The organism is Mesorhizobium sp. M0664 (genome assembly GCF_040320565.1).
Lineage (GTDB): Bacteria > Pseudomonadota > Alphaproteobacteria > Rhizobiales > Rhizobiaceae > Mesorhizobium.
Map to the genome: position 1 here is coordinate 37,214 of NZ_JAMYPW010000007.1, position 23,632 is coordinate 60,845.

Here is a 23,632-nt window from a genome sequence, read left to right on the forward strand (position 1 = left end):
CGAACCTGGAATCAGCATACCTTGACCACCCCAGACATAAATTTTCGCAACATCCGAAAACATCGGAGCTCCCAGAACGATGGGTTTGAGGAACTTACCCGCCAATTGGTGCTCGCAGACCCTCCGGAGAATTATGAAGCGATCGAAAGTCGCGGGCCTGGAGCTGACGGCGGGGTTGAGATACTGGTCAAATTTCCCGATGGTCGTGTTTGGGGCTGGCAAAGCAAATATTTCCCTGATTCATTTGCGGCGTCTGAGGTTGCTCAGCTCAAGAAATCGTTCAGCTCAGCGCTAGCGAATTTTCCCAAGCTGGAACGTTACTATGTCGCCGTTCCCAGGAATTTCTCAGGGCATGCTGAAGGGAACAACGACACTCAGACGAAAAATTGGAACGGCTTCAAAGAGTGGTGCGGCAATGAAGCTGCCAAGCTCGGCCGGTCGGTTTCAATTGAGCTTTGGGATGAAAGCTATTTCGTCGCTAGGTTGCAGCGCAATGATGCAATCTACGCTGGTATGCGGCTTTATTGGTTTGACGAAAAAGCTCTGGACCTTGAGTGGTTTCAAAATCAGTTGGCTAGGTCATTTGCCTATATCGGAAAGCGCTATCGCCCTAATGATCACGTGGAGGTCAGAATAGGCAATACGATCCGCGTATTGCGCCGAGACAGTAGCTTCGAACATCGCTTTTTGCGTCTTTCGCAAAACGTGACTGGCGCGATAGCCACCCTTCAATCGCTCGCAAATATGGATGGTGAAATCGGTCCCCTGAAAGAGCATTGCGCGAGCCTAACGAAATTTCTTGAGGAAAGTAGCGGCTCTTTGACGGGTTGCGATCACGGAGATCTATACGCACGTCTGTTGTCGGAGACTTTGCGCAAAATTTCTGCAACTAGACGTGAAAATCCGTCTTATCGAGCCCTGATTGACGCCCAATACGAGCAACATGAAGAAACCCATCCGGAAACAGGCGAGACGAAATCCTCATATGTGTTCTCTGACGGGGTCCGAGACAAAATAAGAGATCTCGCCACGAAGATCGGAGAGGCATCATCAGAGTTGTCGTCACGGGAAATTGAACTGCTGCGACAACCCATACTACTGGTGGACGGAGAAGCAGGAATAGGCAAATCCCACCTACTCGCCAGCGAAGTCGAAACCCACGTAAAAAGCGGCAATCCTGCGCTATTCGTTCCCGCAAGGGTTCTGGACCATGGCGACAGACCGGAACAGGATTTGTTGCGCTACCTGGATATCGGTGATCTCCGATTCGAGACTTTCTTAGCCGCGCTCCATAGCGCTGCACTCGCGGACGGCAATCCAGTTCTCTTTGTGATCGATGGTTTAAATGAAAGCTTGTTTGCTAGGGGGTGGGAATCCGGACTGCCAAGCCTCATCGCGCAAATCAAGAAATTCAGCCGCATTGCGCTTTGCGTCACCATTCGCTCTTCTTACCGAGAACTTTGTATCCGCCCGGGGCTGGATTTAAACCAGATTTCGCATCGTGGATTTAGAGGGCAACTTGGAGAGGCAGCAAAAGAATATCTCGACCGAAACGGAATCGAACGCCCTTCGGCACCAATTTTTGGCTTGAACGAAATCCTCTACAATCCCCTATTTCTTTCGACTGCTGTGGATTTCATGAAAGCTAAGGGCCTAGTCTCGTTTCCACGCGGCTTGGACTCTATCGCTACGCTGATATCATTCTGGCTCGGCGCGGTTGAGCAAAACTTGATCACACGAGGTTTTGATCGTATTTCACTGAACGATAGGACGATTCCAAAGATAATGAAGAAGCTTGCGTCGGAGATGGCGATAAGCGGAAGCGAATACGTTCCTTATGAGATAGCCTACAAGATTTGCGAAGACGCAGTTAATCTGGCTCTGCCGACAAAAGACAGCGATCGGCTTTTGCCGCGCTTAATAGATGAGGGCTTGTTGCTTGACTTTCCGTCTGGCGATTCTGAGACGGGAAAGCGCGTATCATTTGCATTTCAGAAATTCAGTGATTACTTCGTCGCCGATGCGATAATTCGCGATTGCAAAGACCTTGAAACCCTCGCTAAAGAGCTGAGGGGCGATGGAAAATACGGATATCTTTTTTCAGAAGAGCGGTACCATCAATTCGCGGGACCACGAATTGCACTCCTTGCTCTGACTCCGACTAGGCTTAAGCGAGAACTTCCGCTGATAGAAGATAATTTCTTTGAACACGCGAAAATATCAGTGGACGAATTTGTGTCATCAATGTCGTGGAGACACGGTCCAGACATCTCAGATGAAACGGTAAACTTGCTTGAACGGCAAAGACAAAAGAGGGGGAAAAAAGATTCGTTGATTGGCGACTCTGAATGGTTCGACTTACTTCTTGCGATGGCCCCACTATCAGATTGCCCCCTCAACGCGTCTTATTTGAAGAAAGAACTGGCATCGTTACCACTCGGTGAACGTGATGCGAAATGGTCAGTCTATCTTGTCGGAAGAACCGAGGCACATGACGATGACTGGCCCGCTGTACAACAACTGATCGACTGGGCCTGGGTTGCGCCAAGGTCCGAAATTGAAGCAGAAAAGATCCATCAGGTAGCAACAGCACTAGCCTTGATGACCTCCACCATGGACAGAGAGTTGCGGGATTGCGCGACCAAGGCTCTGGCCAGCCTACTCGTTAAGTTTCCCGAAGAAATTCCGATATTGATAGACGAGTTTGCCGAGTGGGATGATTCGTACGTCCGAGAGCGCATCTTGGCCTCCGCTTCGGCCGGCGCGCTATACTGCGTTGACAAAGATATTTTGAAAGCTGCCGCACTCGCGGCCGATCGCATGGTCTTCGATAAACACCCGGTGGAGCGGCATGCGTGGACAAGACGCTACGCTCAGATCATCGTTAATCATGCCGCATTTAACAACGTCGGGATTAGCAAAGAACTCATAGCCAGGTCTGCTCCACCTTATTCGTCTGACTTGATATCGGACTGGCCGACTCTGGAGCAGATCGCAACGCATCATAAAAGCACCGGATCCATCTTCAGTTCGGTCGTCGGCTACATCAGCACGCCTTTTGATGGAAAGGCGCCCATGATGGCAGGAGACTTCGGTCGCTATACCATGGGCGGAATCGACAACAGTTTTTCGCTGGCTGTTCGGGGAGGTCAACCTCCACTAACTCGCAAAGAGGAGATAGGCCTCTTTTGGGACAAGGTTGCTGCACTCGGTCTAAATGCTCAAGACGCCCATGGCGAACTCACCCGACTATCTGAGCTGCAGGAAAAGAGCAGGCTCTTTGATCTTATGGAATCTGTCGGTCGACATGACAGTTCATTGAAAAGCGACAACGCCAATCAAGAAATTGGTGGGAAGGTGGTCGAAGAGCGTTATGCGGAAACCGAGAATTCGCTTTTGGGGTTGTTGCCCGATGAATTGAAAGAAGAATACCAGCGCCTTCAACCGCTAAACAGATTCCGAGAAAACGGAATCCCGATGTTTCCGCTTTCGAAGGGTCAATGCTGGGTTTTCAATCGGACGCTGGAACTTGGATGGCAACAATCCTTGCACGAGGAAATCGAAAAAAACCAGCTGAGATATTCCCATGGCAGGCATGACCACCAGGTGGAGAGAATTGGAAAAAAATACCAGCACATCGCGTTCGCCGAGCTAATCGGCTATCTGGCTGACCATCATTGGTACGTGGATTGGGGAAAGATACCGAGCGTTCTGATCCAGCTTGAAGATTTCGAACGTGCCGATATCGATGCGACGTATTTAAGCGGTTCATTCAGCAAGCCAGCTGGGACGTATATGCCGGCAGCAATACGCGTACCGGAAATGGCCTTTGTCCCTAGCAGCCCCAAAAGTAACATGGCCTGGACGAAAACTTTGGACGATATTCCGGTCCCAACACCGTTTCTCATCCAACCAGATATGGACGGGCACCAATGGTGTTTACATCGTAGCTTTTGCAGAAGTTCCGACTACATGAGAGGTTTTGAGTCGAGCGATCCATTTAGAAGCGCCCAATATGGAATAGAACTCATTCTCGTCAATCGCGAGGACTTGGGCAAATTGGGAAGCCTGACGACCGAAATAATAAATCAAAACAGCCACGATGTGTTCGAGAACGGCTGGTCTTCGCCCTCCCTCTTCGGCCAGCGGAGCTTTAGGCACCAAGCCTCGACCCCAACTTTTTCCCTGTCATGCGACGCAGCCAATTTCAAATTTGGGCGAATTGCCGAGAGTTTTTCACCTAAATATAGTGAGTTTGATCGAAGTGGCGTTACAGAAGAGACAGGATTCTCGACGCCTCATCCCGCATTGTTGGCAGAGTTGAAGCTCCGCCCCAAGGATGGATGGTCGAATTTCTTTGTGACATCTGATGGCGATCCCGCATTTTCTGACAGTCCCGAATTCTTAGCTGGCATCACAATTGTTCGACGCGACCTCATCGAGGAATTCGCAAACAACAACAATTTGACAATTGTTTGGAGGGTCTGGGTCGAAAAGGACGGCGGTCAGGGAACCAACCATTTCAGCGAACGCCACGATCAGTTTGCACGTAACGATTTTATTGGTTTCTTCTTCCAGGAGAGCGGAAAGTGGCAAGGAAAATTGATACCATTTCGAACCTAGTCAATTGGCAGCCAAGTCTGCTGGGTCAAAAGCTGCCATCGTAGGACGGTTTCACATAAACGCGACCGCCTCACCGCAGCCTTTACCTCAGCCTCCCCTCCACAGTAGCACCAGCCCTCGTCTCCACACCTTCCTCCCGCTTCAGTTCGTGCTTGATCTCCGCCGTCTCCTGAAAATCGAGCGCGCGATATTTCGACACCGCCGCTGTCGGAGCGGCACTGTTTCAGCTATTGGCGACGATCGACCACATTGCATCAGGTCGACGCAGATCGCCGCTTGTTGCTGACATCGACTAAAAACGACAGAGCACCGCCATTTTTCACAGCGCATGTCGCACAAAGCCTTCGCCATCCGTCCTCTGACAGAAGGAACCCGCCATGAGAAAACTGATCGTCACCGAATTCATCAGCGTCGATGGGATCGCCGAGGTCGAGAAGCTGGCGAGCGTGACCTGGAACGATGAAATGCAAAAGTTCAAGGACGACGAGCTTGCCGACAGCGCCGCCATGCTTTTGGGGCGCATGACCTATCAGATCTTTGCCGGCCCAAGGAGACCGGAGACTTCGCCGACTGCTTCAACGCGCTGCTGAAATATATCGCCCCGACGAGCTTGACGCCGCGCGGATCCCTCCCGCCATCGATGCGATCGAGTTCGCAGCCACCTGGCGGAAGGTTCTGATCCGCCCTTTCTTGCTGCGGCGGTGGAAGACGTCTTGATCCAGCCACAAGCCCAAATTGCTGGATTTGGCAGCCCAGGAAGGATAAGGTTGGTTTTTGGTTCAGCGATGGAACAGAGACTAGCCGCAATTCTGGCTGCCGATATGGCGGGCTACAGTCGGCTAATGGAGGCCGACGAATCCGGCACGCTCGCACGCCTTCGGACCCATCGCATAGAACTGGTCGATCCCGCCATCGCGAAGAACAAGGGCCGGATCATCAAGACCACCGGAGACGGCATGCTCGTTGAGTTCCAGAGCGTGACCGATGCCGTGAAATGCGCCGTGGAAATCCAACAGCGTATGAAACGGCGCAATTCGGATGTGCCGCAAGAACGGCGCATCGAATTCAGGATCGGCATAAATCTCGGCGACATCATTTTCGACGATGAGGATATTTTCGGCGACGGCGTCAATATTGCCTCGCGCATCGAGCAACTCGCCGACGTCGGCGGTATCTGCGTGACCGCAGCGGTGGCGACCCAAATTGCCGACCGTCTCGAAATTGCCATGGAGGACCTGGGCGAGAAGACGTTAAAGAACATCAGCCGCCCGGTTCGCCTCTATCGCGTTGGGTTTGACAGTCCTGCCCTGCCAGAAGTCGAGGCAAAGCGATCCATCTCGAAACCTTCGATAGTGGTGCTGCCATTCACCAACATGAGCGGCGACCCCGAGCAGGAATTTTTCGCGGACGGACTGACCGAGGACATCATCACCGAACTGTCCCGCCACCATGAGCTGTTCGTCATCTCGCGCAATTCCAGCTTCGTCTACAAGAACCGCGCCGTGAACGTGCGCGAGGTGGCCGAGAAACTCACCGTCCAATACCTGGTGGAGGGAAGCGTCCGCAAGATCGGCGACAGGGTGCGCGTGACGGTTCAGCTCATCGACACGGCGAACGACGCTCATATTTGGGCAGACAAATATGACCGGAAGCTGGACGACATATTCGCGATTCAGGATGAGGTGACCGCGGCGATCGCAGCCACGCTGCCCGGTCGTGTCGAGGCGGCTCAGCGGGACCAGCTCGCGCGGGCGAAACCTGCAAACATGGCCGCGTATGAATGTGTGCTTGCTGCCAAGGTGCTGCACCACCGAAGCACGATTGCGGATAATGAACGCGCGCAAACCTTGATAGAAAGGGCCGTCACGCTCGACCCCGATTATGCCCATGCCCATGCCTGGCGGGCCTGCATTCTTGGCCAAGCCTGGGTCCATAACTGGTGCGAAGACAGGGATGCCATCTGGAACAACATTATGACGGCGCTGGACAGGGCGCTGGCGCTGGACAACAACGATGCCGATGTCCACCGCATCCTCGCGGCAGTGAACGTGAACAACAATGAGCTGACCACTGCGCGCTACCATCAAGAGCGGGCGCTGGCCCTCAATCCCAATTACGACCTCGTGGTGGTGCAGCAAGGCGAGTTATTGACGTGGCTCGGGAGGCCGGAAGAGGGAATTGAATGGATCCGCAAGGCAATGCAGTTGAACCCGCACCACCCGGAGAGGTTCTGGAGCCATCTGGGAAAGGCGCATTTCGCCGCGCGCCAGTATGGCGAGGCGATCGAAGCTTTCATGCATCTGTCAACCATGGACTCGGCTCAGCACGCTTTCGCCGCTGCCTGCTACGGCTGGCTCGGCGACGAAATCGCGGCCGCGGCGCATCTAGGCAAGATCAGAACGCTCGATCCCCAATTCGACCTCGATTCATTTATTGCCACCCTGCACTTTGCCCAGGAGTCTGATGTGCAGCACGTCCGCGAAGGACTGCTGAAAGCCGGTATTGCCCACCTGTAGGCAGCCGGTAGCTACGACCCAGATCCAATCGCGGACAGGTAAAAAAGACCGGCCCCCGATGCGGACCTTGTGGCATGACCGAACGACGGGCCGGTCGGAGAAGCTTTTCCCACGCTATCGGTCTTTGGAAGCGAACAGGGAAAACCCTCCCCCTGAAAAAGCGCTGCGCTAGTTGACGGCGCATGTCGCGTAAGGCCCGCCCTGCCAGAAAGGAACCCGCCATGAGAAAACTCATCATCACCGAATTCATCAGCGTCGATGGCATTGCCGAGGTCGAGAAGCTGCCGAGCGTGGCCTGGAACGATGAGATGCAGAAGTTCAAGGACGACGAGCTTGCCGATAGCGGCGCCATGCTGTTGGGGCGCACGACCTATGAGATCTTTGCCGGCTCGTGGCCCAAGGAGACCGGAGACTTCGCCGACCGCTTCAACGCGCTGCCGAAATATATCGCCTCGACCAGCTTGCAGGCGCTCGACTGGCAGCCGGCGGAGCTGCTGCAGGGCGCGTTGCCGGAAGCGGTCAGAGGGCTGAAGCAAGGCAGCGGCGGCAACATCTATGTGCATGGCAGCCTCAGCGTCGCGCAGGAATTGCTGCGCCACGGCCTGGCCGACCGCATCCGCCTGCTCAGCTACCCCGGTGCCGTCGGCCAGGGCAAGCTGCTGTTCCCGCCCGGCGCGCAATTGCCGCTCGAGCTGATCTCGGCCAGGCAATTCAGCAACGGCGTGGTGGCGCTGGAGTATGCGGCTGGGATGGCGTGATGAGCCAATCTCCCCCCTCGAGGGGGAGATGCCCGGCAGGGCAGAGGGGGGCGGTTCGACCGGGCTCGGCTCCTCTCTTGCGGCAGTGGGGTGGTTGGCGCATTACGCGAGACGACCCCCTCTGTCGCCTTCGGCGCTCCCCCTCAAGGGGGGAGATTGGCAGCGCCCCTACACCGTCCGCTGCCTGCCCTCGACCGCAGCGTCTTCCCGCGCCTTCAGCGCCTTCTCGATCTCGCGCTTCAGCTCGTCCTTGATCGCCACCGTCTCTGCCATCAGCGCCTCGACCTTCATGAAATCGAGCACCCGGTATTTCGAAACGGCCGGCCGGATCAGAATGTCGGGCCGGCTCTGGTTCAGCTTGCTGGCGATGATCGACTGCATCATCAGCTGCGTGGCGCCGAACATCAGGTCGACGGAGGTCGGGAATTTGCGGCCGGCCTCGGTCGGCGCGCCGACCACGTCGACGGCGATGATGATGTCGGCGTCGAGCTCGATCAGGTCGAACGGCACGGGATTGTAGATGCCGCCGTCGATCAGCAGCCTGCCGTCGCGCATCACCGGGCGGAACACCGCCGGGATCGCCGCCGAGGCGGCCAGCGCCGAATGCAGCTCGCCTTCGTCGAACACGGCGAGCTTGTGGCCATAAAAGTCCGTTGCCGTCACCTTCAGCGGTATCTTCAATTCGGCGAAGGTCTCGGGAATGGCGTCGGGCAGGAACGCCTTGAGGATGCGCTCGACATTGAACTGGCTGACCCGTAGGCCGGCCTGCATCGCCTCGGCAAAAGTGCCGGGCCGCGCCCGCCACATGCGCGTCGCCACTTCGGCGCGGCGGCCGAGGATCGAGCGCGTATAGTCGTGGATGTCCTTGCCGGTCATGCCCGAGGCCATGCCGGCGCCCATGATGGCGCCGATCGACGAGCCGGCTATTGCTGCCGGCCTTATGCCCAGCTCGTCCAGAGCCTCGATGACATGGATATGCGCCAGCCCACGCGCGCCGCCGCCGCCAAAGGCGATGCCGAAGCTAGGGCTCATCCCTTGTTGGCCGCGCCGAGCTTCGGCCCGACCACCATGACGGCCGGCTCGGCGGAGAGCAGCTTTTTCGCCACCGCTTTCACCTGGTCCAGCGTCACCGCGTTTATCAGGGCGGCGCGGCGCTGCATGTAGTCGATGCCGAGCTTGCCGAGCTGGATCTCGACCAGCGTTGAGGCGATCGCGCCGGAGGAATTCAGATTGTTTATGGCATAAGCGCCGATCATGTATTTCTTGGTCGCCGCCAGCTCGGCTTCGGTCGGCCCCTCCTCGGCCATGCGCTTGACCACGTCGCGCACCACGGCCAGCGTCTCGGCCGCCCTGTCGGCGCGGGTCGAGGTGGTGATGGACAGCGCCTCGGAATGCTGGTGGTCGACGAGGTCGGAGCTGACGCTGTAGGCCAGACCGCGCTTCTCGCGCACCTCGTCGAACAGCCGCGAGGTGAAGGTGCCGCCGCCGAGGATCTCGTTCATCAGCACCGCGGCGAAAAAATGCGGCGCATTCCGCTTCACGCCGGGATAGGCGAGTTGCAGCGAGGCCTGCGGCTGGTCGTAAACGACCTCGAGCTGCTGGCCGAGCTTCAGCTCGATGTCGGGAACGGGCGTCAGCGCCTGCTTTTCCGGCAGGCTGCCGAACACCAGGTCGAGCTTCTGCTTCAGCGTCTCGGCGTCGATGGCGCCGACCACCGCGACATGCAGGCCGTCGCGGGCGAAATTCGCCTTGTGGAAGGCGGCGAGATCGGCCGGCGTGATCGTCGCGATGCTTTGCCTGGTGCCCTGGTCGGGCCGCGCATAGGGATGCCTGCCGTAGATCGCTTCCAGCCATTTACGTTGGGCGAGCGTGTCGGGATCACGCTCGTTGGCGATGATGCCGGACAGGATCTGCGCGCGGATGCGGTCGATCGGCACCTGGTCGAAGCGCGGCTGGTTGACCGCCACGCGCAACAGGTCGAAGGCGCCGTCGCGCTGCTCGGCCAGCATGCGCATCGAGCCGTAGATGCCGTCGCGTTGCGCCTCGAAGCTCATCTCTGCACCGACGTCGTCGAGCTTGATCTGGAAGGCCTCGCTGTCGAGGTTGCCGGCACCTTCGTCGAACAGGCCGCTCATCAGATTGGCAAGCCCTTCCTTGCCGGGCGGGTCCTGCGTCGCGCCGCCATCGAAAACGAAGCGGATAGCGACGATCGGCACCGAATAATCCTCCACCAGCCAGGCGGTGATGCCCTTCGACGAGGTCACCTCCTGGATGTTCATGGCGGCGCGAGCGGAAAGCGCCGGCAGGAGGAGAAAGACGAGGGAGAGAATGAGGGTGGCCAGAAGAGGGCCGGCGCGCCAATTGCCAAGGTCGGCGCCGCCCCTCATCGCCCTGCCGGGCACTTCTCCCCGTATAGTGACGGGGAGAAGGGGCTGGCCGCTGTCCCGGCGCTCGCTCTGCAAACGCTGAAGATTAGCGAAACCGTCGATGACGGCGCCCCTCTCCCCGTCCGTATACGGGGAGAGGATGCCGGCAGGCAGGTGAGGGGCGGCGCCGACGCTCAAACTCATCATCAAATCAATTCCCAGCCTGGGTTTGCGGCAGAAGATAGCCGGTCGTTGCGTGGTCGAGATTGAGATAGCGGGCAGCGACTTCCTTGACCTGGTCGGCGGTGACCTTGCGGATGCGGTCCGGCCATTGCTGGACGTCCTGGACGTTACCGCCTGTGGCGAGCGTCGAGCCGTAGATGTTGGCCATGTCCTCCTGCTTGTCGCGGGCAAAGATCATCGAACGTACGAAACGGTCCTTGGATTTTTCCAGCTCGTCGCTGGTGACGCCGTCTTTCGCGATGCGGGCGATCTCGGCGTCGACCGCGGCCTCGATGTCGGCAAGCTTGGCATCGCCGCGCGGCGCGCCGTAGACGGTGAAATTGGTGTCGTCGAGCATGGTGCCCTGGAAGAAGGCGCCGGCCTCGGCGGCGATGCCTTGCCTGACGACAAGCTCCTGGTATAGCCGGCTGCGGTTGCCGCCGCCGAGGATTTCGGACAGCACGTCGAGCGCTTCGGCTTCGCCGGGCTTTGCCGTGTGATAGGACGCGACCACCCATTGCGTGGTGAAGCTCGGCACGCTGACACGCCCGTCGGTCAGCGTCACCGTGCGCCTGGTGTTCTGCTCCGGCTCGACCGGGCGGATGCGCGGTGGCAGATCCGGGCCGCGCGCGATCTTGCCAAAGGTCTTTTCGGCCAGCGCCTTAACCGTTTCCGGCTCGACATCGCCGGCCACCACCAGCACGGCGTTATTGGGTGTATAATATTTGTTGTAGAAAGCCATCGCGTCGGTGCGGTTCAGCTTCTCCATCTCCTGCATCCAGCCGATGACCGGAATGCGGTAGGGCTGGTTCTGCCACAGCGTGGCGTCGATCTCCTCGTCGAGCACCGCCTGCGGACTGCTATCGATGCGGGAGCGGCGCTCCTCGAGGATGACGTCGCGCTCGGTCTTGATGACGTCGTCGTTGAGGATGAGATTGCGCATGCGGTCGGCCTCGAAGCCCATCATCTCACCGAGCGCCTGCGGCACCACCGTCTCGTGAAAGGCGGTGTAGTCGTATGAGGTGAAGGCGTTGTCCGAGCCGCCGATGGCGGCGACGGCACGGTCGAGCTCGCCCGCCGCATGGGTGCTGGTCGCCTTGAACATCAGATGCTCGAAGAAATGGGCAATGCCGGACTTGCCCGGCGGCTCGTCGGCGCTGCCGATCTTGTACCAGACCATATGGGTGACGATGGGGGCGCGGTGATCGGGGACGACGACGACCTCCATGCCGTTGTCGAGCAGGAAATCGGTCACCACGCCATCGTCAGGATTGTTATCCGCCAGAGCCGGCGCGGCCATCACCAGAGCCAGTCCCAAGAGCGTTCCGCGCAGCCATTCAGCCTGAAATGTCATAGATGGCTCCGGTTTGTGGTGGGACGATAGGCGGGGTTGCTGGTCGAGGCAAAGCGAATTGTTCGTCATTTTGAAGGCGCCACCGTGGAAGCCGAACTCAGGCGGCCTCGATGAACCGGATGACCGTCTCGCCATAGTTGCGCTCGTCGACAACCGAAAAGCCCGGCCCTGCCTCGAACGGCGCCGCCGCCGCTTCCTCGACGACGCAGAGCGCGCCAGGGGCGAGCCAACCACCGGCCTTGGCCGAGCGCAACGCACGTTCGCCAAGGCCTTTGCCATAGGGCGGATCGGCGAAGACAAGGCCGAATGCGGCGATGGTGCCTGCCTCGCCCAAGCCCGTCGCGTCGCGGCGGAATATCTTGGTGCGGCCGGTGAGGCCGAAGGCCTCGACATTGGTGCGGATCAGGCCGCGCCCTTCGGCGGATTCTTCGATGAAGACAGCGTAGGAGGCGCCGCGCGAAAGCGCTTCGAGGCCGAGCGCGCCGGTGCCGGCGAACAGGTCGAGCACGCGCGCGCCGTCCAGTTTTTCAGGAAAGCGATGCGCCAGCACGTTGAAGACCGCCTCACGCGTGCGGTCGGTGGTCGGGCGGATGGCAAAGGTGCGGGGCGTCGCCAGCGGACGCCCGCGAAACTCACCGCCGACGATCCGCATTGCTTCCCTTCGGGCCGCCGCGCGGCCGGTCGCCACCGCCATCCGGGCGCTCGCCGCGCGGTTTGCCGAACGGCTTTGCACCGCCGCCTTGCGGCTTGCCGCCGGGCTTGCCGTAAGACGGCTTGAACGATGCCTTGCGCGCCTTGTTTTCCGCCGCCTTGGCGGCGTCTGCCTCCGCCCTGCCCTTGCCGATCGGCCGTGCGCCCGGCGCCATCCAGACATTGGCCTTGCGCTGGCCCGGCGGCTCGATCGGCCGCTGCTCGCGTTCGGATTTTTTCCCACCGAAGCCGCCACGAGGCTTGTCGCCGCGGGGTTTGTCCCCGAAGTCGCTGCGTTCAGGTCTGGGGCCACGCTCGCCAAAGCTCTTTTTTGGCCCAAAGCTCCTGTCAGGGCTTGTCGACAGCTTGCCGAGCGCTTCGTCGCGGCTGCCCTCGCGCCGCTTGCGGTTCTTGATCAGGCCGCCCTCGCCGATCGGCCGGCGTTCGCCGTCGCGGGTGAATTTCGGCCGCTCGGGCTCCTCTTCGCGCTCACGCCTGACCGGCTTGTTGGAAAACGGCTTGGCGATATCGGCATCGAAATTGGCGCCGGACTCTTCGACCAGGCGCTCGCCGAGCTGGTCGCGCAGCACGCGGCCCTTGATCTCCAGCACATGGCCTTCCGGCAAATCGTCGAGCTGGAACGGCCCGTAGGAAATGCGGATCAGCCGCGTCACGTCGAGACCGAGCGCGCCCAGGATGTTCCTGACCTCGCGGTTCTTGCCTTCGCGCAGGCCGAGTGTCAGCCAGGCGTTCGAACCCTGCTCGCGGTCGAGCGTCGCCTCGATGGCGCCATAAAAGACACCGTCGACGGCAATGCCTTCGCGCAGCCCTGCAAGCGCGCTTTCCTCGACCTTGCCGTGAACGCGCACGCGGTAGCGTCGCAACCAGCCGGTCGCCGGCAGTTCGAGCACGCGCGACAGGCCGCCATCATTGGTGAGCAGCAGCAGGCCTTCGGTGTTGATGTCGAGCCGGCCGATGGTCATCAGCCGCGGCAGCCCGGGCGGCAGCACATCGAAGACGGTCTTGCGGCCTTCGGGATCGCGGTTTGTCGTGACCACGCCGGCCGGCTTGTGGAACAGGAACAGCCTGGTGCGCTCGATCGGCGGGATCTCCATGCCGTCGAGATGGATGATGTCGCCGGGCATGACGTTGAAGGCCGGCGAGGACAACACCTTGCCATTGACCTTGACGCGGCCGGCCGCAATCAGTTCCTCGGCGTCGCGGCGCGAGGCCAGGCCGGCACGCGCCAGCCGCTTGGCAATGCGTTCGCCGGCTTCTTCCGTTGCCTCGACGCGACGCGGGCGCGGCTTGAAGCCGCCTTCCGATGCCGCCTGTGCCCTTTGTGCCCCTTGCGGTCGATCGCCAAAATCACGCTTGGGACGGTCGAAACGCCTCTCGCCGCGCTCGCTTTCGGCAGCTGCTGGCCGGTCGCCGCGCGGTGCGTAAGGCTTGCGCGGACCTTCGCGCTTTTCATAAGGCGTGCCCTCCGGACGCGGCCCTTTGCTGAACGGCCTGTCGCCGCCTTTGAAGTCGCGCTTCGGCCGCTCGCCTTCGGCAGCTGCCGGCCGGTCGCCGCGCGGCGCATAAGGCTTGCGTGGACCCTCGCGCTGTTCATAAGGCTTGCCTTCTGGACGCGGCCCTTTGCTGAACGGCCTGTCGCCGCCTTTGAAGTCGCGCTTCGGCCGTTCGCCTTCGGCCGCCGCCGGCCGGTCGCCGCGCGGAGCGTAAGGTTTTTTGGCGCCGAAGGGCAGCTTGCCGCCCTTGCCGGGAGCGCCATCGCGACCACGCGGCCCCGCCGGCTTCGGGCCGGCCTTGCGCGGGAATTTCTTGTTTTTGTCGTCCATGTGGCCTTTGCTCGTTTGCGCGGGTAGTAACAGGATCGCGCTCTAGTGGCGAGGAGATAATCGGAATGGAAACCGCGTGAAGCGGCGGGATTTCATGGCGCTGGCGCTTAAAGAAGCCGAAGCCGCCGCCCTGCGTGGCGAGGTGCCGGTTGGCGCGGTCGTCGTCGGCGGCGATACGGTCGTTGCGAGTGCCGGCAACCGCACCCGCGAGTTCGTCGATCCCACCGCCCATGCCGAGATGCTGGCGATCCGCGAGGCCTGCCGCAAGCTTTCCAGCGAGCGGCTCAGCGGCCACGATCTCTATGTGACGCTGGAGCCGTGCGCCATGTGCGCCGGCGCCATCTCCTTCGCCAGGCTGCGCCGGCTCTATTTCGGTGCTGCCGACGAGAAGGGCGGCGCAGTGGTCAACGGCGTTCGCTTCTTCACGTCACCGACCTGCCACCATGTACCCGACATCTATCCGGGCATGGCCGAGAATGACGCAGCAGCACTGCTGAAAGACTTTTTTCGCGAGAGACGCGGACCGTGATTTTTCTGGTCGGGGCCGAAGATCCAAATCCAGCCAGGCAATCCACGCCAGAAAGTCTCTGGGGCCGTCAGTCTACCAGGGCAGCCAGTCGAACATGCCGCCGCTCTTGCTCTTGGCGGCCGCCTCCCTCTTGAGGCGGCGTTCCTTCTTGTACTCGTCCTCGCCGAGGTCACCCTGCGGCGCGGTGGCGGCGGCAGCGCGGTATTGCACCGGCGGCTCGCTCAGATATCTGCGGGTGGTCGGGTCGCCCTGTTTGCCTTCAGCCCGGCGGCGCATGATTTCCGCGGCGCGGCTCTTGTCCGAATCGGCCGGAGTCCAGGCTGGCGGGTGGCTCGAGCCCGACTGCTTCAGCGCGGCCTTGACCGACGCCGGATCCGTCTGCACGTCATCGATGACCTGCGCCTGGTAGGCCGGGTCGTCCTGATGCAGGGTGGCATCGGCGCGCAGGCGGGCACGGCGCTGCTCCGGCGATTCGGGCCATTCGGCACTCGCCGTCTCGATGCTTTCCTGCGGCGGCGGCAAGACTTCCTTCTGCCCCGGCCCTGGCTTCACCAGCGTGGGGCGCGGCTTGTAGTCGATACTATCCTTGCGCTTGGGTGCGAAGGAAAAAGCCCCGGTGAGGTCGCCGGCAAGCTGCGCGCCCGCGGTCTTGTCGGTCCCGTAAGTGGGCGAGCCCATGCAGCCGGACAAAGCGAGGCCCGATACGACAAGCGGCGCCAGCAGCGCAACGCGCGCGTAAGTTCTCTCGGTCATGCCAAAAAGTCCCACTGTAGACAGCCTCTCGATTGCCGCCGGCCAAAGAAAGGTCCGGTCCCCATCGCCTATGCTCTTCCGACGGAATTCCGGCGACAATTTGTCGTCCGGAGTTTCGCGTGTTTACCTCAACCACTCGTTAAGGGCAACGCGCGGGGGCCGATCGGCCGCCCGCCGTGGCATTTGTGCACCGCCTTAAAGACGGCTCAAAGCCTTCAGCTCATGCAGAACAGCGGCGTCACGGGCCGAAACATCCGGGAATTCCGGATCTGAGCCGACATCGGCGGTGTAGCGCCAGGAGCGCGCGCACTTCACCAGGCCACGGTCCTCCGCCTTCTCGATGACCACGGCGACGCCCTTGACGTCGTCGAGGGTAAAGCTGCCCGCCGGCGCTTTGCCGTGCATGATAACCAGATCGCTGGTGATCGCCATCTCGGCCATGTCGACATCGGCGATCGCCGCTTCGAGCACGGCATCGTCGAGGGTGACGACCGGCACCGCTTCCAGCGAAGAGCCGATGACCTTCTGCGCACGGGCGATTTCCAGCGCGCCGGTGACGACACGGCGGACCTGCCGCACCTTACGCCACTTCTCCGCCAGCGCCTCGTTCCTCCAGTCCGCCGGGATTTCCGGGAACTGGTCGAGATGCAGGGAGACCGCATCCGGATGACGGTCGAGCCAAGCCTCTTCCATGGTGAAGGGCAGCATCGGCGCCAGCCATTTCACCAGGCAGTCGAAGAGATGGCGTACCACCTGCACGGAAGCCTTGCGCTTCACGCTGGAAGGCGCTTCGCAGTAAAGCGCATCCTTGCGGATGTCGAAATAGAAGGCCGACAGCTCTACCACCATGAAGTCGAGCAGCGCGCGGGTGATGCGCTTGAATTCGAACGCGTCGTAGCCCGAGCGTACGACCTCATCGAGTTCAGCGAGCCGGTGCAGCATCAGCCGCTCCAGTTCAGGCATCTTATCCAGCGGCACCTCCTCGCCATCGTCGTGGGCGAGCGTGCCCAGCATCCAGCGGATGGTGTTGCGCAGCTTGCGGTAGGCGTCGATATTGGTCTGCAGCACGTTCTTGCCGAGCCGCTGGTCTTCCCAATAATCGGTCGTCACCACCCACAGCCGCAAGATGTCGGCGCCGGACTGCCTGATGACGTCCTGCGGCACGACGGTGTTGCCGAGCGACTTCGACATTTTCCGCCCCTCCTCATCCATGGTGAAGCCATGGGTGACGACGGTGTCGTAGGGCGCCCTGCCCCTGGTGCCGCAGCTTTCGAGCAGCGAGGAGTGGAACCAGCCGCGATGCTGATCGGAGCCTTCGAGATAGACGTCGGCCGGCCATTTCAGGTCGGGCCGGTCCTCAAGCGTGAAGGCATGCGTCGAGCCTGAATCGAACCAGACATCGAGGATGTCCATGACCTGCTGCCATTTCGAGGCATCGTGATTGCCGAGGAACCGCTCCTTGGCGCCGGCGGCGAACCAGGCGTCGGCGCCTTCTTTCTCGAAGGCGTCCATGATGCGCCGGTTGACTGCCTCGTCGCGCAGCACATTGCCGTCGGCATCGGCAAAGACGGCGATCGGCACACCCCAGGCGCGCTGGCGCGACAGCACCCAGTCGGGGCGCTCCTCGATCATGGCGCGGATGCGGTTCTGGCCGGCGGCGGGCACGAAGCGGGTATCGTCGATGGCTTTCAGGGCGCGGCTGCGCAGCGTCGTGCCGTCGCCAAGTTCCTTGTCCATATAGACGAACCATTGCGGCGTGTTGCGGAAGATGATCGGCTTCTTCGAGCGCCAGGAATGCGGATAGGAGTGCTTCAGGCGGCCGCGCGCGAACAGCGCGTTGCGCTTGATCAGCTCGTCGATGACAGCCTGGTTGGCGTTGCCCTTCTTGCCATTGTCGTCGATGACGCGCGCCGCTCCACCCTCGCGGTCCGGGCCAAAGCCCGGCGCGTCCTTTGTGAAGAAGCCGGCATCGTCGACGGTGAAGGGGATCGCGGTGTCGATGCCACACTGGCGAAGATCAGAGGCAGCATCCATCCAGGCGTCGAAGTCTTCGCGGCCATGTCCCGGCGCGGTGTGGACGAAACCGGTGCCGGCATCGTCGGTGACGTGATCGCCGGCGAGCATCGGCACGGGAAAATCGTAACCGCCACCCAGAGCTTTGAGGGGATGGGCAAGCGTAAGGTTTTCAAGCTCTTCGGCGCCAACGCTGCGAAGCCGATTCAGAGTGACCTTGGCCTTCGCGGCAGCGTCGTCCGCAAGCTTCTCGGCAAAGATCAGCTTTTCGCCGGGCTGAGGACCAAAGGCGTTCTCGGCCGCCGTAACCTCGTAGAGACCATAGTTGATGCGCGGCGAGTAGTTGACGGCGCGGTTGCCGGGGATCGTCCACGGCGTCGTCGTCCAGATGACGACGTTGGCATCAAGCAGATCTAGCGACGTCTGCGTCAGCTTGGGGTCCAGGGCTGGCTGCCCATCCTCGATGTTGATGACCTGGCGAGCGAGGGTGACGACCGGAAACTTCGCCCAGATCGTGTCCGACTCATAGTCCTGGTATTCGACCTCCGCCTCGGCCAGCGCGGTGCGCTCGACCACACTCCACATCACCGGCTTGGAGCCGCGATAGAGCTGGCCGGACATGGCGAATTTCAGCAGTTCGCCGGCGATCCGCGCCTCGGCGTGGAAAGCCATCGTCGTATAGGGATTGTCGAAGTCGCCGACGACGCCGAGCCGCTGGAATTCGGAACCCTGCACCTTGATCCAGTGCGCCGCAAACTCACGGCATTCCTGCCGGAACTCGTTGACCGGCACCTCGTCCTTGTTCTTGCCCTTGGCGCGGTACTGCTCCTCGATCTTCCATTCGATCGGCAGGCCGTGGCAATCCCAGCCGGGTACATAGTTCGAGTCATAGCCGCGCATCTGGAACGAGCGGGTGATGACGTCCTTGAGGATCTTGTTCAGCGCGTGGCCGATATGGATGTTGCCATTGGCGTAGGGCGGGCCGTCGTGCAGCACGTATTTTTCGCGACCGACTGCGTCTTCGCGCAACTTGCGGTAAAGGTCCATGTCCTGCCAGCGCTTGACCAGCAGCGGTTCCTTTTCCGGCAACCCGGCGCGCATCGGGAAATCCGTCTGCGGCAGGTAGAGCGTTTTGGAATAATCGATCGTCTCGGCGGTCTCGGTATCAGTCATTCGTCTGCCATATGCGTTGCCGGCGGCAAAAGAGCCCGGGCGTTGAACTATCATGATCTGGAAAAGCGCGAGAGGCCGCGCGCAAGATTCCCGGCGGCTCCGGCGGCCGTCAGGCCGCCCGGAACACCGGGCCTGTAATTCGTATCGCAGTCGCGAGAAGGCGCGAAAAGCTCGTCATGGCTGGGCTTTTAACCGACACAGGCGATATTGAAAAGCCCGAACTCTCGGCGGTTTCCTGTCGGGGGCATCATGGTCGCTAGTTTGTTGTCGTGGTTTTCCTTGCACGATGTGCCACTTGCGCCTATGTCTAGGGGCAAGTGGCAGCGGAGCCAGCCCATGTCTAGTCTGCATATCAAGGTTCGCCCAGAAGCCGACACCGCGATCCCCGATACCGCGACAGAACGGTTTCTTGTTCATGTCACCAGGGTCGAAGGGCTCCGTCAACGGGGCTTCAGTAGTGATGAAATCTACAAGATCGTTGGCCCGCGACGGACCTTGGCGCGTCGTAAAGAGCGAAACGAGACTCTGACGATCGCCGAATCCGACCGCGTCCAGCGACTTGAGCGGGTTTCAGCGATGGCGGACCGGGTTTTCGGCAGTCATGAAAAGGCGCAGCGTTGGTTACGCAAGCGCAGCAGAGTGCTCAACGAGATACCGATCAACCTCTTGCAGTCCGAGACGGGTGCCGTCCTGGTGGAAGAAGAGCTCCATCGCATCGATTACGGCATTTTCGCCTAACATATGCGGTTGTGGCGCATTTCCAGCTACGCCGATCTCTCCGGCGCTGGTGGCATGGTCAGCGCCGGCCGTTGGCACGTGATGGGGACGCCGATCGTCTACTGCGCCGATCATCCAGCTACAGCGCTTCTCGAAATTCTGGTGCATGTGGACGCGGAAGACCTGCCCCAGACCTATCAGCTTCTGGAAATCGAAGTGCCGGACAGCGTTACCGTTGCATCTCCGGAATTATCTGATGACTGGAAGGACGATACGGCCACGACGCAGCGGCTCGGCACGGACTTTATCGCCACAGCCAAGCACGCGGTTATGGAAGTCCCTTGTGTGATCGTCCCGTTTACAAGGAACTATCTCTTCAACCCAGATTTGCTGACGCGCGACGGCATCCACATCGTTGAGGTCACAACGCATCCCATCGATACGCGATTGCTGGGGTAGACATCACATCGAGAAATCGAAGCGATAGGTCGTCGACACGCCGATCATGAACTGATCCCTAGAGCCGCGCTCCTTGACCAGGCTGGAATCGGCGGCCGGGCCCATCAGGCGGGAATATTCGCCGAACAGACTGGCCGTCATCGGCTCGGTCACCTTCCAGGTCACCGCGCCGCCCAGGCCCGCCGACTTCACCCCGCCACCGGGATGATATTCGCTGAGCCCCGAGGCCAGGGACTCCTCGGCATCAACGCCGTAATAGGCGTCGAAATAGTCCGATGAGGCGAACGAAACGCGTGGTCCGGCCGAAATCCTGACGTCGGGCGTCACATCGTAAAAGGCGTCGGCGGCGATGTCGGCGACAAAACCGTTATGGGCGCGAATGCCGTGCCGCAATTCGGCGCGGGCACGCAGCCAATTCAAAGGATAGAATTCGAAGAAGCCGCCAGCCTCGCCGCCCCAGCGCACCGGGTCGAGACCCTTCAATTCGTCGGCGTCACCACCGTCGCGGGAAAACAGGAACTTGCCCGTCAGGCCGGCGCGGACGCCGCCATCGTCGATCAATGCCAATGAAATATTGTCGTTGCGCGAGGTGAAGCGCGCCGCGGGACCAGCCTTGCCGAGCGAGATGATCGGCGAGGCACTGAGCAGGTACTTCTTGCCGCCCTCGAAATTCGGAGCAACCATGCCGGTGGCACCGACGGTCAGGTACCAGTCTCCGGACAGCCAGCCGAAGGTGCCCTCGCCGGCCTTGGCAACGCCGCAGGTGCCGAGCATGAATGCGGCCAAGATCGTCGGGACAGACCGCATCGTTACTCCATACGTCGAACGCATTGGCGGATACAACCAGCCTTGACTGAAGCCATGGCGCCAGTTCGGTAAAATTTGACTTAATATCCGCAACATTGGCCGCGTTGGCCGGCCTGTTCCGCGTTGCAGTCGATTGTTTGGCGCACCAAGATTCCAGATCAAGTGTTTGGAATACGATAGCAGTTGCCTCGGCAGGGGTTACAAACATTCGCGGACAAACATGCCTGCGCTGTGAAGAGCGCGGCGACCGGCACTCAACCCCGCATTCCAAACCGGCCAAGCGTGAATCATATGCGGCCAAATTTCGAGACCTACTTTAACGTCAGCCGCGCCAGCGGCTTCGGCGAGCCGAGTTGCGTCCGACAACAGCGTCTCGGCCGAACCGGCTTGTATCAGCATTGGGGGAAATCCGCTCAGATCGGCGAACAAAGGCGAGATCAGCGGATCGCGCCGACCAACGCCATTGGGAACATAGGCCGTTGCCAGTTCCTCCAAATACGCCCGGTGGATGATAGGGTCGATTGCGTCCTTGGTTGATAATGTCGCGCCGGACATCGAAAGGTCCGTCCAGGGCGAAACCAGCCAAAGACATCGCGGCAACGGCTCGCCTGCCGTGCGCAATATACTGACCAGGCACAGAGTGAGGTTGCCGCCCGCACTGTCTCCGCCAACCACGATGCGATCCGACGCGATGCCTTGCCGGCTCAGAAAGCGCCATGCGGTGAGTGCGTCTTCATGTTGCGCAGGGAAAGGATGTTCCGGTGCGCGGCGATAGTCGATCGCAAGGGTGCGCATTCCCATTGCCCGACCTGCCTCGGTAACCATTCGACGATGACTTTTAAGGGAGCCGGAGCAGTAGCCACCACCGTGGAAAAAGAGCAGAACCTTATCCCTGTCACTCCCAGGCGCCAGAGACCACTCTCCCTCAAGGCCATCGAAAACCACGCGCTCGCATCGGATGTCCTCCGCGACCGGCCAGACCGAACCGACTTCGTCGAGCCGCGCCCGGCGTTCGTCCCAGCGGACCGTTCGTGGTTTTGACGTCAACAGCCTGCGGACGGCGTTGATCTCTGTCAGATCGAGGTGTTCGTCCACATCGCCCATTTGCTCCCCCAGTCTTGCCAAGCGCCGAGAAAGGCGAACAGCCAAACGTCATCGACAAGATAACGATTGCCCGCTTGCAAATACAGCGACGAACCAGCGCCACGATCATCTTGCGATCAGCCCGATCAGCATCAGCGAGAAATCGCCCGACGTCCGTGCCATATTTGGCGGTGCGCTGCCGTGTCAGCCAATTTTCGATTTGCTCGACGGTGCAAGGTTCAAAAGAGGGGGAATTCCGATGCCGGACAATTCGTATGCCGGAACCACTGCCGAGCGGCTTGTCAATCCGCACAGCGTAGGACGATTGGGGCTGATCGTGATGGCGCTGTTCCCCACCCTGTGGGGTTTTCTCGGTCTGTTGAACGATGCAACCGACTTCAAAGACACTCTGGTGAATGCCGTGAAGCCGACGATCGAAATGACCAACACCTACGGCAACCCATGGCAGCAATGGCGTGCCATCACCATGCCATGGGCTGCCCCTGTGGCACTCGTCGGCATCATGGCCGTCGAGATCCTGGCGGGGATATTCGGACTGATCGGGGTTGTGCTTATGCTGCGCAAGGTGGTTGGCAGCAGCGCCGATTTCGCTCATGGCAAGGCATGGATGATGTTGGGCTGCCTGTGCGCAATCCTGGTGTGGGGCATCGGCTTCACGGTGATCGCCGGCGACTATTTCCTGTCATGGGAAGCCAAGACCATGCCGCTCTCGAACCAGCTCGGCGGAACAATCTACTTCTTGCCCAACGCGCTCGGGCTAATCCTCGCGACGCTGCATCGCGAGGGCGGCGATTACTGAGACCTCGACGCAAGGTTGTGACATGCGGATGCTGATGCGACCGGCGTTGCGCGGCGTTTGGAGGTTTGGCTCTGTATCATAGCTCGACGTTGCGGCCGCTTTACGGACAGGAGCTATTCTCCAACTAAACCTCGGCGTGACCACGGTTTGGCCTGAGGGCGCAAGCCCACGTTTCACGGAAATGAACTCGCAGCGGCTGCTCTTGCCAAAAGCAGACGTCTCGCAGGCGTACCGCCCGAGCATGGGTGTGACCCTCACAGCCTGCTCGCTTTACGAGAAGGCCTATCGGCGTTACCTTCAAAGCCGACAAAAAGGCCAAGTAGCCTTGAGGGAGAGGGCGATGACACTGCACGGCGATGCCTTGAAAGATGCGATCAGCCAGACGCGGGCGAAATGGGGATGGTTCGTCGCGCTCGGGGTGCTGCTGCTTGTCTTCGGCGGCATTGCCTTCGGCAATCTGTTCATCGCAACCGTCGCCTCGGTCTTTGTCGTGGGCTGGCTGATGCTGATGGCCGGCATTGTCGAAATCATCCATGCCTTCGGCGTGAAGACATGGGGCCGCTTCTTCTATTGGCTGCTCAGCGGCCTCCTCTACGCCGTCGCCGGCTTCTTCGCCTTCGACAATCCGGTCCTCGCCTCGACGGTGCTGACCTTCCTCCTGGCGGTCGCGCTGCTTGCCTCAGGCGTGCTCAGGGCCTGGGTAGGCTACAGCCACCGGCCGCAGCCGGGCTGGGGCTGGGTGGTCGCGGCCGGCGTCATCAGCGCGCTGGCGGGACTGGTCATCGCCATGGGCTGGCCGGTCAACAGCGTGTGGGTGCTGGGCCTGTTCCTGGCCGTCGACCTGATCTTCCAGGGCTGGAGCTTCATCGCCCTTGGCTTGGCGCTGAAGAGATAAATTCTGGTTG

Annotated in this window: 18 protein-coding genes; 9 read left to right on the forward strand and 9 right to left on the reverse strand. The window is 60.5% G+C overall.

The annotated features are described in order from the left end of the window. Positions 1 to 21 precede the first annotated feature (21 nt). From NKI39_RS10920 to NKI39_RS10935, 4 genes are all read left to right on the forward strand, one after another. Positions 22 to 4,623: an NACHT domain-containing protein gene (locus tag NKI39_RS10920; RefSeq protein WP_352831773.1), complete on the forward strand. Its 4,602-nt coding sequence runs from the start codon at positions 22 to 24 to the stop codon at positions 4,621 to 4,623. A gap of 377 nt (positions 4,624 to 5,000) precedes the next feature. Beyond that, a complete protein-coding gene (locus NKI39_RS10925) occupies positions 5,001 to 5,213 on the forward strand; it encodes a dihydrofolate reductase family protein (protein WP_352831775.1) in 213 nt (70 codons plus the stop codon). 195 nt (positions 5,214 to 5,408) lie between these two features. Then, positions 5,409 to 7,139 carry an adenylate/guanylate cyclase domain-containing protein gene (locus NKI39_RS10930; RefSeq protein WP_352831852.1) on the forward strand — a complete coding sequence of 577 codons (1,731 nt, stop codon included), beginning with the start codon at positions 5,409 to 5,411 and terminating at the stop codon, positions 7,137 to 7,139. 221 nt (positions 7,140 to 7,360) lie between these two features. Then, a complete protein-coding gene (locus tag NKI39_RS10935; RefSeq protein WP_352831777.1) occupies positions 7,361 to 7,897 on the forward strand; it encodes a dihydrofolate reductase family protein in 537 nt (178 codons plus the stop codon). A gap of 168 nt (positions 7,898 to 8,065) precedes the next feature. Here the strand turns inward: NKI39_RS10935 and NKI39_RS10940 are convergent, their stop codons facing one another. From NKI39_RS10940 to NKI39_RS10960, 5 genes are all read right to left on the reverse strand, one after another. Then, positions 8,066 to 8,929 (reverse strand): patatin-like phospholipase family protein, encoded by an 864-nt coding sequence (locus NKI39_RS10940; protein WP_352770851.1) that lies wholly within the window; start codon positions 8,927 to 8,929, stop codon positions 8,066 to 8,068. Further along, entirely contained in the window at positions 8,926 to 10,284 is a 1,359-nt protein-coding gene (locus NKI39_RS10945; RefSeq protein WP_352831854.1) for a M16 family metallopeptidase, read from the reverse strand. Before NKI39_RS10945 ends, NKI39_RS10940 begins: the two co-directional genes overlap by 4 nt. Positions 10,285 to 10,474: 190 nt before the next feature. Then, on the reverse strand, positions 10,475 to 11,839 hold the full coding sequence (locus tag NKI39_RS10950; RefSeq protein ID WP_352831779.1) for a M16 family metallopeptidase: 1,365 nt from the start codon (positions 11,837 to 11,839) through the stop codon (positions 10,475 to 10,477). 97 nt (positions 11,840 to 11,936) lie between these two features. After that, the gene (gene rsmD, locus NKI39_RS10955) at positions 11,937 to 12,491 is read right to left on the reverse strand and encodes a 16S rRNA (guanine(966)-N(2))-methyltransferase RsmD (RefSeq protein WP_352475003.1); all 555 of its coding nucleotides are present in this window, start codon (positions 12,489 to 12,491) and stop codon (positions 11,937 to 11,939) included. Beyond that, positions 12,472 to 14,373: a pseudouridine synthase gene (locus NKI39_RS10960; RefSeq protein WP_352831781.1), complete on the reverse strand. Its 1,902-nt coding sequence runs from the start codon at positions 14,371 to 14,373 to the stop codon at positions 12,472 to 12,474. The genes rsmD and NKI39_RS10960 overlap by 20 nt, the downstream gene beginning before the upstream one ends. A 76-nt stretch (positions 14,374 to 14,449) precedes the next feature. Between NKI39_RS10960 and NKI39_RS10965 the strand changes: the two genes are divergently transcribed. Then, complete coding sequence (locus tag NKI39_RS10965; protein ID WP_352831783.1) at positions 14,450 to 14,902, forward strand: nucleoside deaminase; 453 nt, start codon at positions 14,450 to 14,452, stop codon at positions 14,900 to 14,902. Positions 14,903 to 14,974: 72 nt separating this feature from the next. Here NKI39_RS10965 and NKI39_RS10970 read toward each other — a convergent pair whose 3' ends face one another. Next, positions 14,975 to 15,655, reverse strand: coding sequence for a hypothetical protein (locus NKI39_RS10970; RefSeq protein WP_352458053.1), 681 nt, complete (start codon positions 15,653 to 15,655; stop codon positions 14,975 to 14,977). A gap of 195 nt (positions 15,656 to 15,850) precedes the next feature. Continuing rightward, complete coding sequence (gene ileS / locus NKI39_RS10975) at positions 15,851 to 18,841, reverse strand: isoleucine--tRNA ligase (protein ID WP_352831785.1); 2,991 nt, start codon at positions 18,839 to 18,841, stop codon at positions 15,851 to 15,853. Positions 18,842 to 19,177: 336 nt separating this feature from the next. Between ileS and NKI39_RS10980 the strand changes: the two genes are divergently transcribed. Beyond that, complete coding sequence (locus NKI39_RS10980; protein WP_352831787.1) at positions 19,178 to 19,579, forward strand: Xre family toxin-antitoxin system antitoxin; 402 nt, start codon at positions 19,178 to 19,180, stop codon at positions 19,577 to 19,579. A gap of 3 nt (positions 19,580 to 19,582) precedes the next feature. Then, on the forward strand, positions 19,583 to 20,017 hold the full coding sequence (locus tag NKI39_RS10985; protein WP_352490216.1) for an RES family NAD+ phosphorylase: 435 nt from the start codon (positions 19,583 to 19,585) through the stop codon (positions 20,015 to 20,017). A gap of 3 nt (positions 20,018 to 20,020) precedes the next feature. Here the strand turns inward: NKI39_RS10985 and NKI39_RS10990 are convergent, their stop codons facing one another. Then, positions 20,021 to 20,824, reverse strand: coding sequence for a MipA/OmpV family protein (locus NKI39_RS10990; RefSeq protein ID WP_352831789.1), 804 nt, complete (start codon positions 20,822 to 20,824; stop codon positions 20,021 to 20,023). 198 nt (positions 20,825 to 21,022) lie between these two features. Next, a complete protein-coding gene (locus tag NKI39_RS10995; RefSeq protein WP_352831790.1) occupies positions 21,023 to 21,928 on the reverse strand; it encodes an alpha/beta hydrolase in 906 nt (301 codons plus the stop codon). A 238-nt stretch (positions 21,929 to 22,166) separates the two neighbouring features. On the opposite strand from NKI39_RS10995, the gene NKI39_RS11000 reads away from it, so the two are divergent. Both NKI39_RS11000 and NKI39_RS11005 read left to right on the forward strand, forming a co-directional pair. Further along, a complete protein-coding gene (locus NKI39_RS11000) occupies positions 22,167 to 22,727 on the forward strand; it encodes a DUF2165 family protein (RefSeq protein ID WP_352831792.1) in 561 nt (186 codons plus the stop codon). Positions 22,728 to 23,067: 340 nt separating this feature from the next. Next, the gene (locus tag NKI39_RS11005) at positions 23,068 to 23,622 is read left to right on the forward strand and encodes an HdeD family acid-resistance protein (protein ID WP_352474525.1); all 555 of its coding nucleotides are present in this window, start codon (positions 23,068 to 23,070) and stop codon (positions 23,620 to 23,622) included. Positions 23,623 to 23,632 lie beyond the last annotated feature (10 nt).

Bases quoted from the DNA above. Each gene is read 5' to 3' on its own strand.
- NKI39_RS10925 (WP_352831775.1), top strand. From the start codon at position 5,001: ATGAGAAAACTGATCGTCACCGAATTCATCAGCGTCGATGGGATCGCC.
- NKI39_RS10930 (WP_352831852.1), top strand. From the start codon at position 5,409: ATGGAACAGAGACTAGCCGCAATTCTGGCTGCCGATATGGCGGGCTAC.
- NKI39_RS10935 (WP_352831777.1), top strand. From the start codon at position 7,361: ATGAGAAAACTCATCATCACCGAATTCATCAGCGTCGATGGCATTGCC.
- NKI39_RS10940 (WP_352770851.1), bottom strand. From the start codon at position 8,929: ATGAGCCCTAGCTTCGGCATCGCCTTTGGCGGCGGCGGCGCGCGTGGG.
- NKI39_RS10945 (WP_352831854.1), bottom strand. From the start codon at position 10,284: ATGAGGGGCGGCGCCGACCTTGGCAATTGGCGCGCCGGCCCTCTTCTG.
- NKI39_RS10950 (WP_352831779.1), bottom strand. From the start codon at position 11,839: ATGACATTTCAGGCTGAATGGCTGCGCGGAACGCTCTTGGGACTGGCT.
- rsmD (WP_352475003.1), bottom strand. From the start codon at position 12,491: ATGCGGATCGTCGGCGGTGAGTTTCGCGGGCGTCCGCTGGCGACGCCC.
- NKI39_RS10960 (WP_352831781.1), bottom strand. From the start codon at position 14,373: ATGGACGACAAAAACAAGAAATTCCCGCGCAAGGCCGGCCCGAAGCCG.
- NKI39_RS10970 (WP_352458053.1), bottom strand. From the start codon at position 15,655: ATGACCGAGAGAACTTACGCGCGCGTTGCGCTGCTGGCGCCGCTTGTC.
- ileS (WP_352831785.1), bottom strand. From the start codon at position 18,841: ATGACTGATACCGAGACCGCCGAGACGATCGATTATTCCAAAACGCTC.
- NKI39_RS10980 (WP_352831787.1), top strand. From the start codon at position 19,178: ATGTCTAGTCTGCATATCAAGGTTCGCCCAGAAGCCGACACCGCGATC.
- NKI39_RS10985 (WP_352490216.1), top strand. From the start codon at position 19,583: ATGCGGTTGTGGCGCATTTCCAGCTACGCCGATCTCTCCGGCGCTGGT.
- NKI39_RS10990 (WP_352831789.1), bottom strand. From the start codon at position 20,824: ATGCGGTCTGTCCCGACGATCTTGGCCGCATTCATGCTCGGCACCTGC.
- NKI39_RS10995 (WP_352831790.1), bottom strand. From the start codon at position 21,928: ATGGGCGATGTGGACGAACACCTCGATCTGACAGAGATCAACGCCGTC.
- NKI39_RS11000 (WP_352831792.1), top strand. From the start codon at position 22,167: ATGCCGGACAATTCGTATGCCGGAACCACTGCCGAGCGGCTTGTCAAT.
- NKI39_RS11005 (WP_352474525.1), top strand. From the start codon at position 23,068: ATGACACTGCACGGCGATGCCTTGAAAGATGCGATCAGCCAGACGCGG.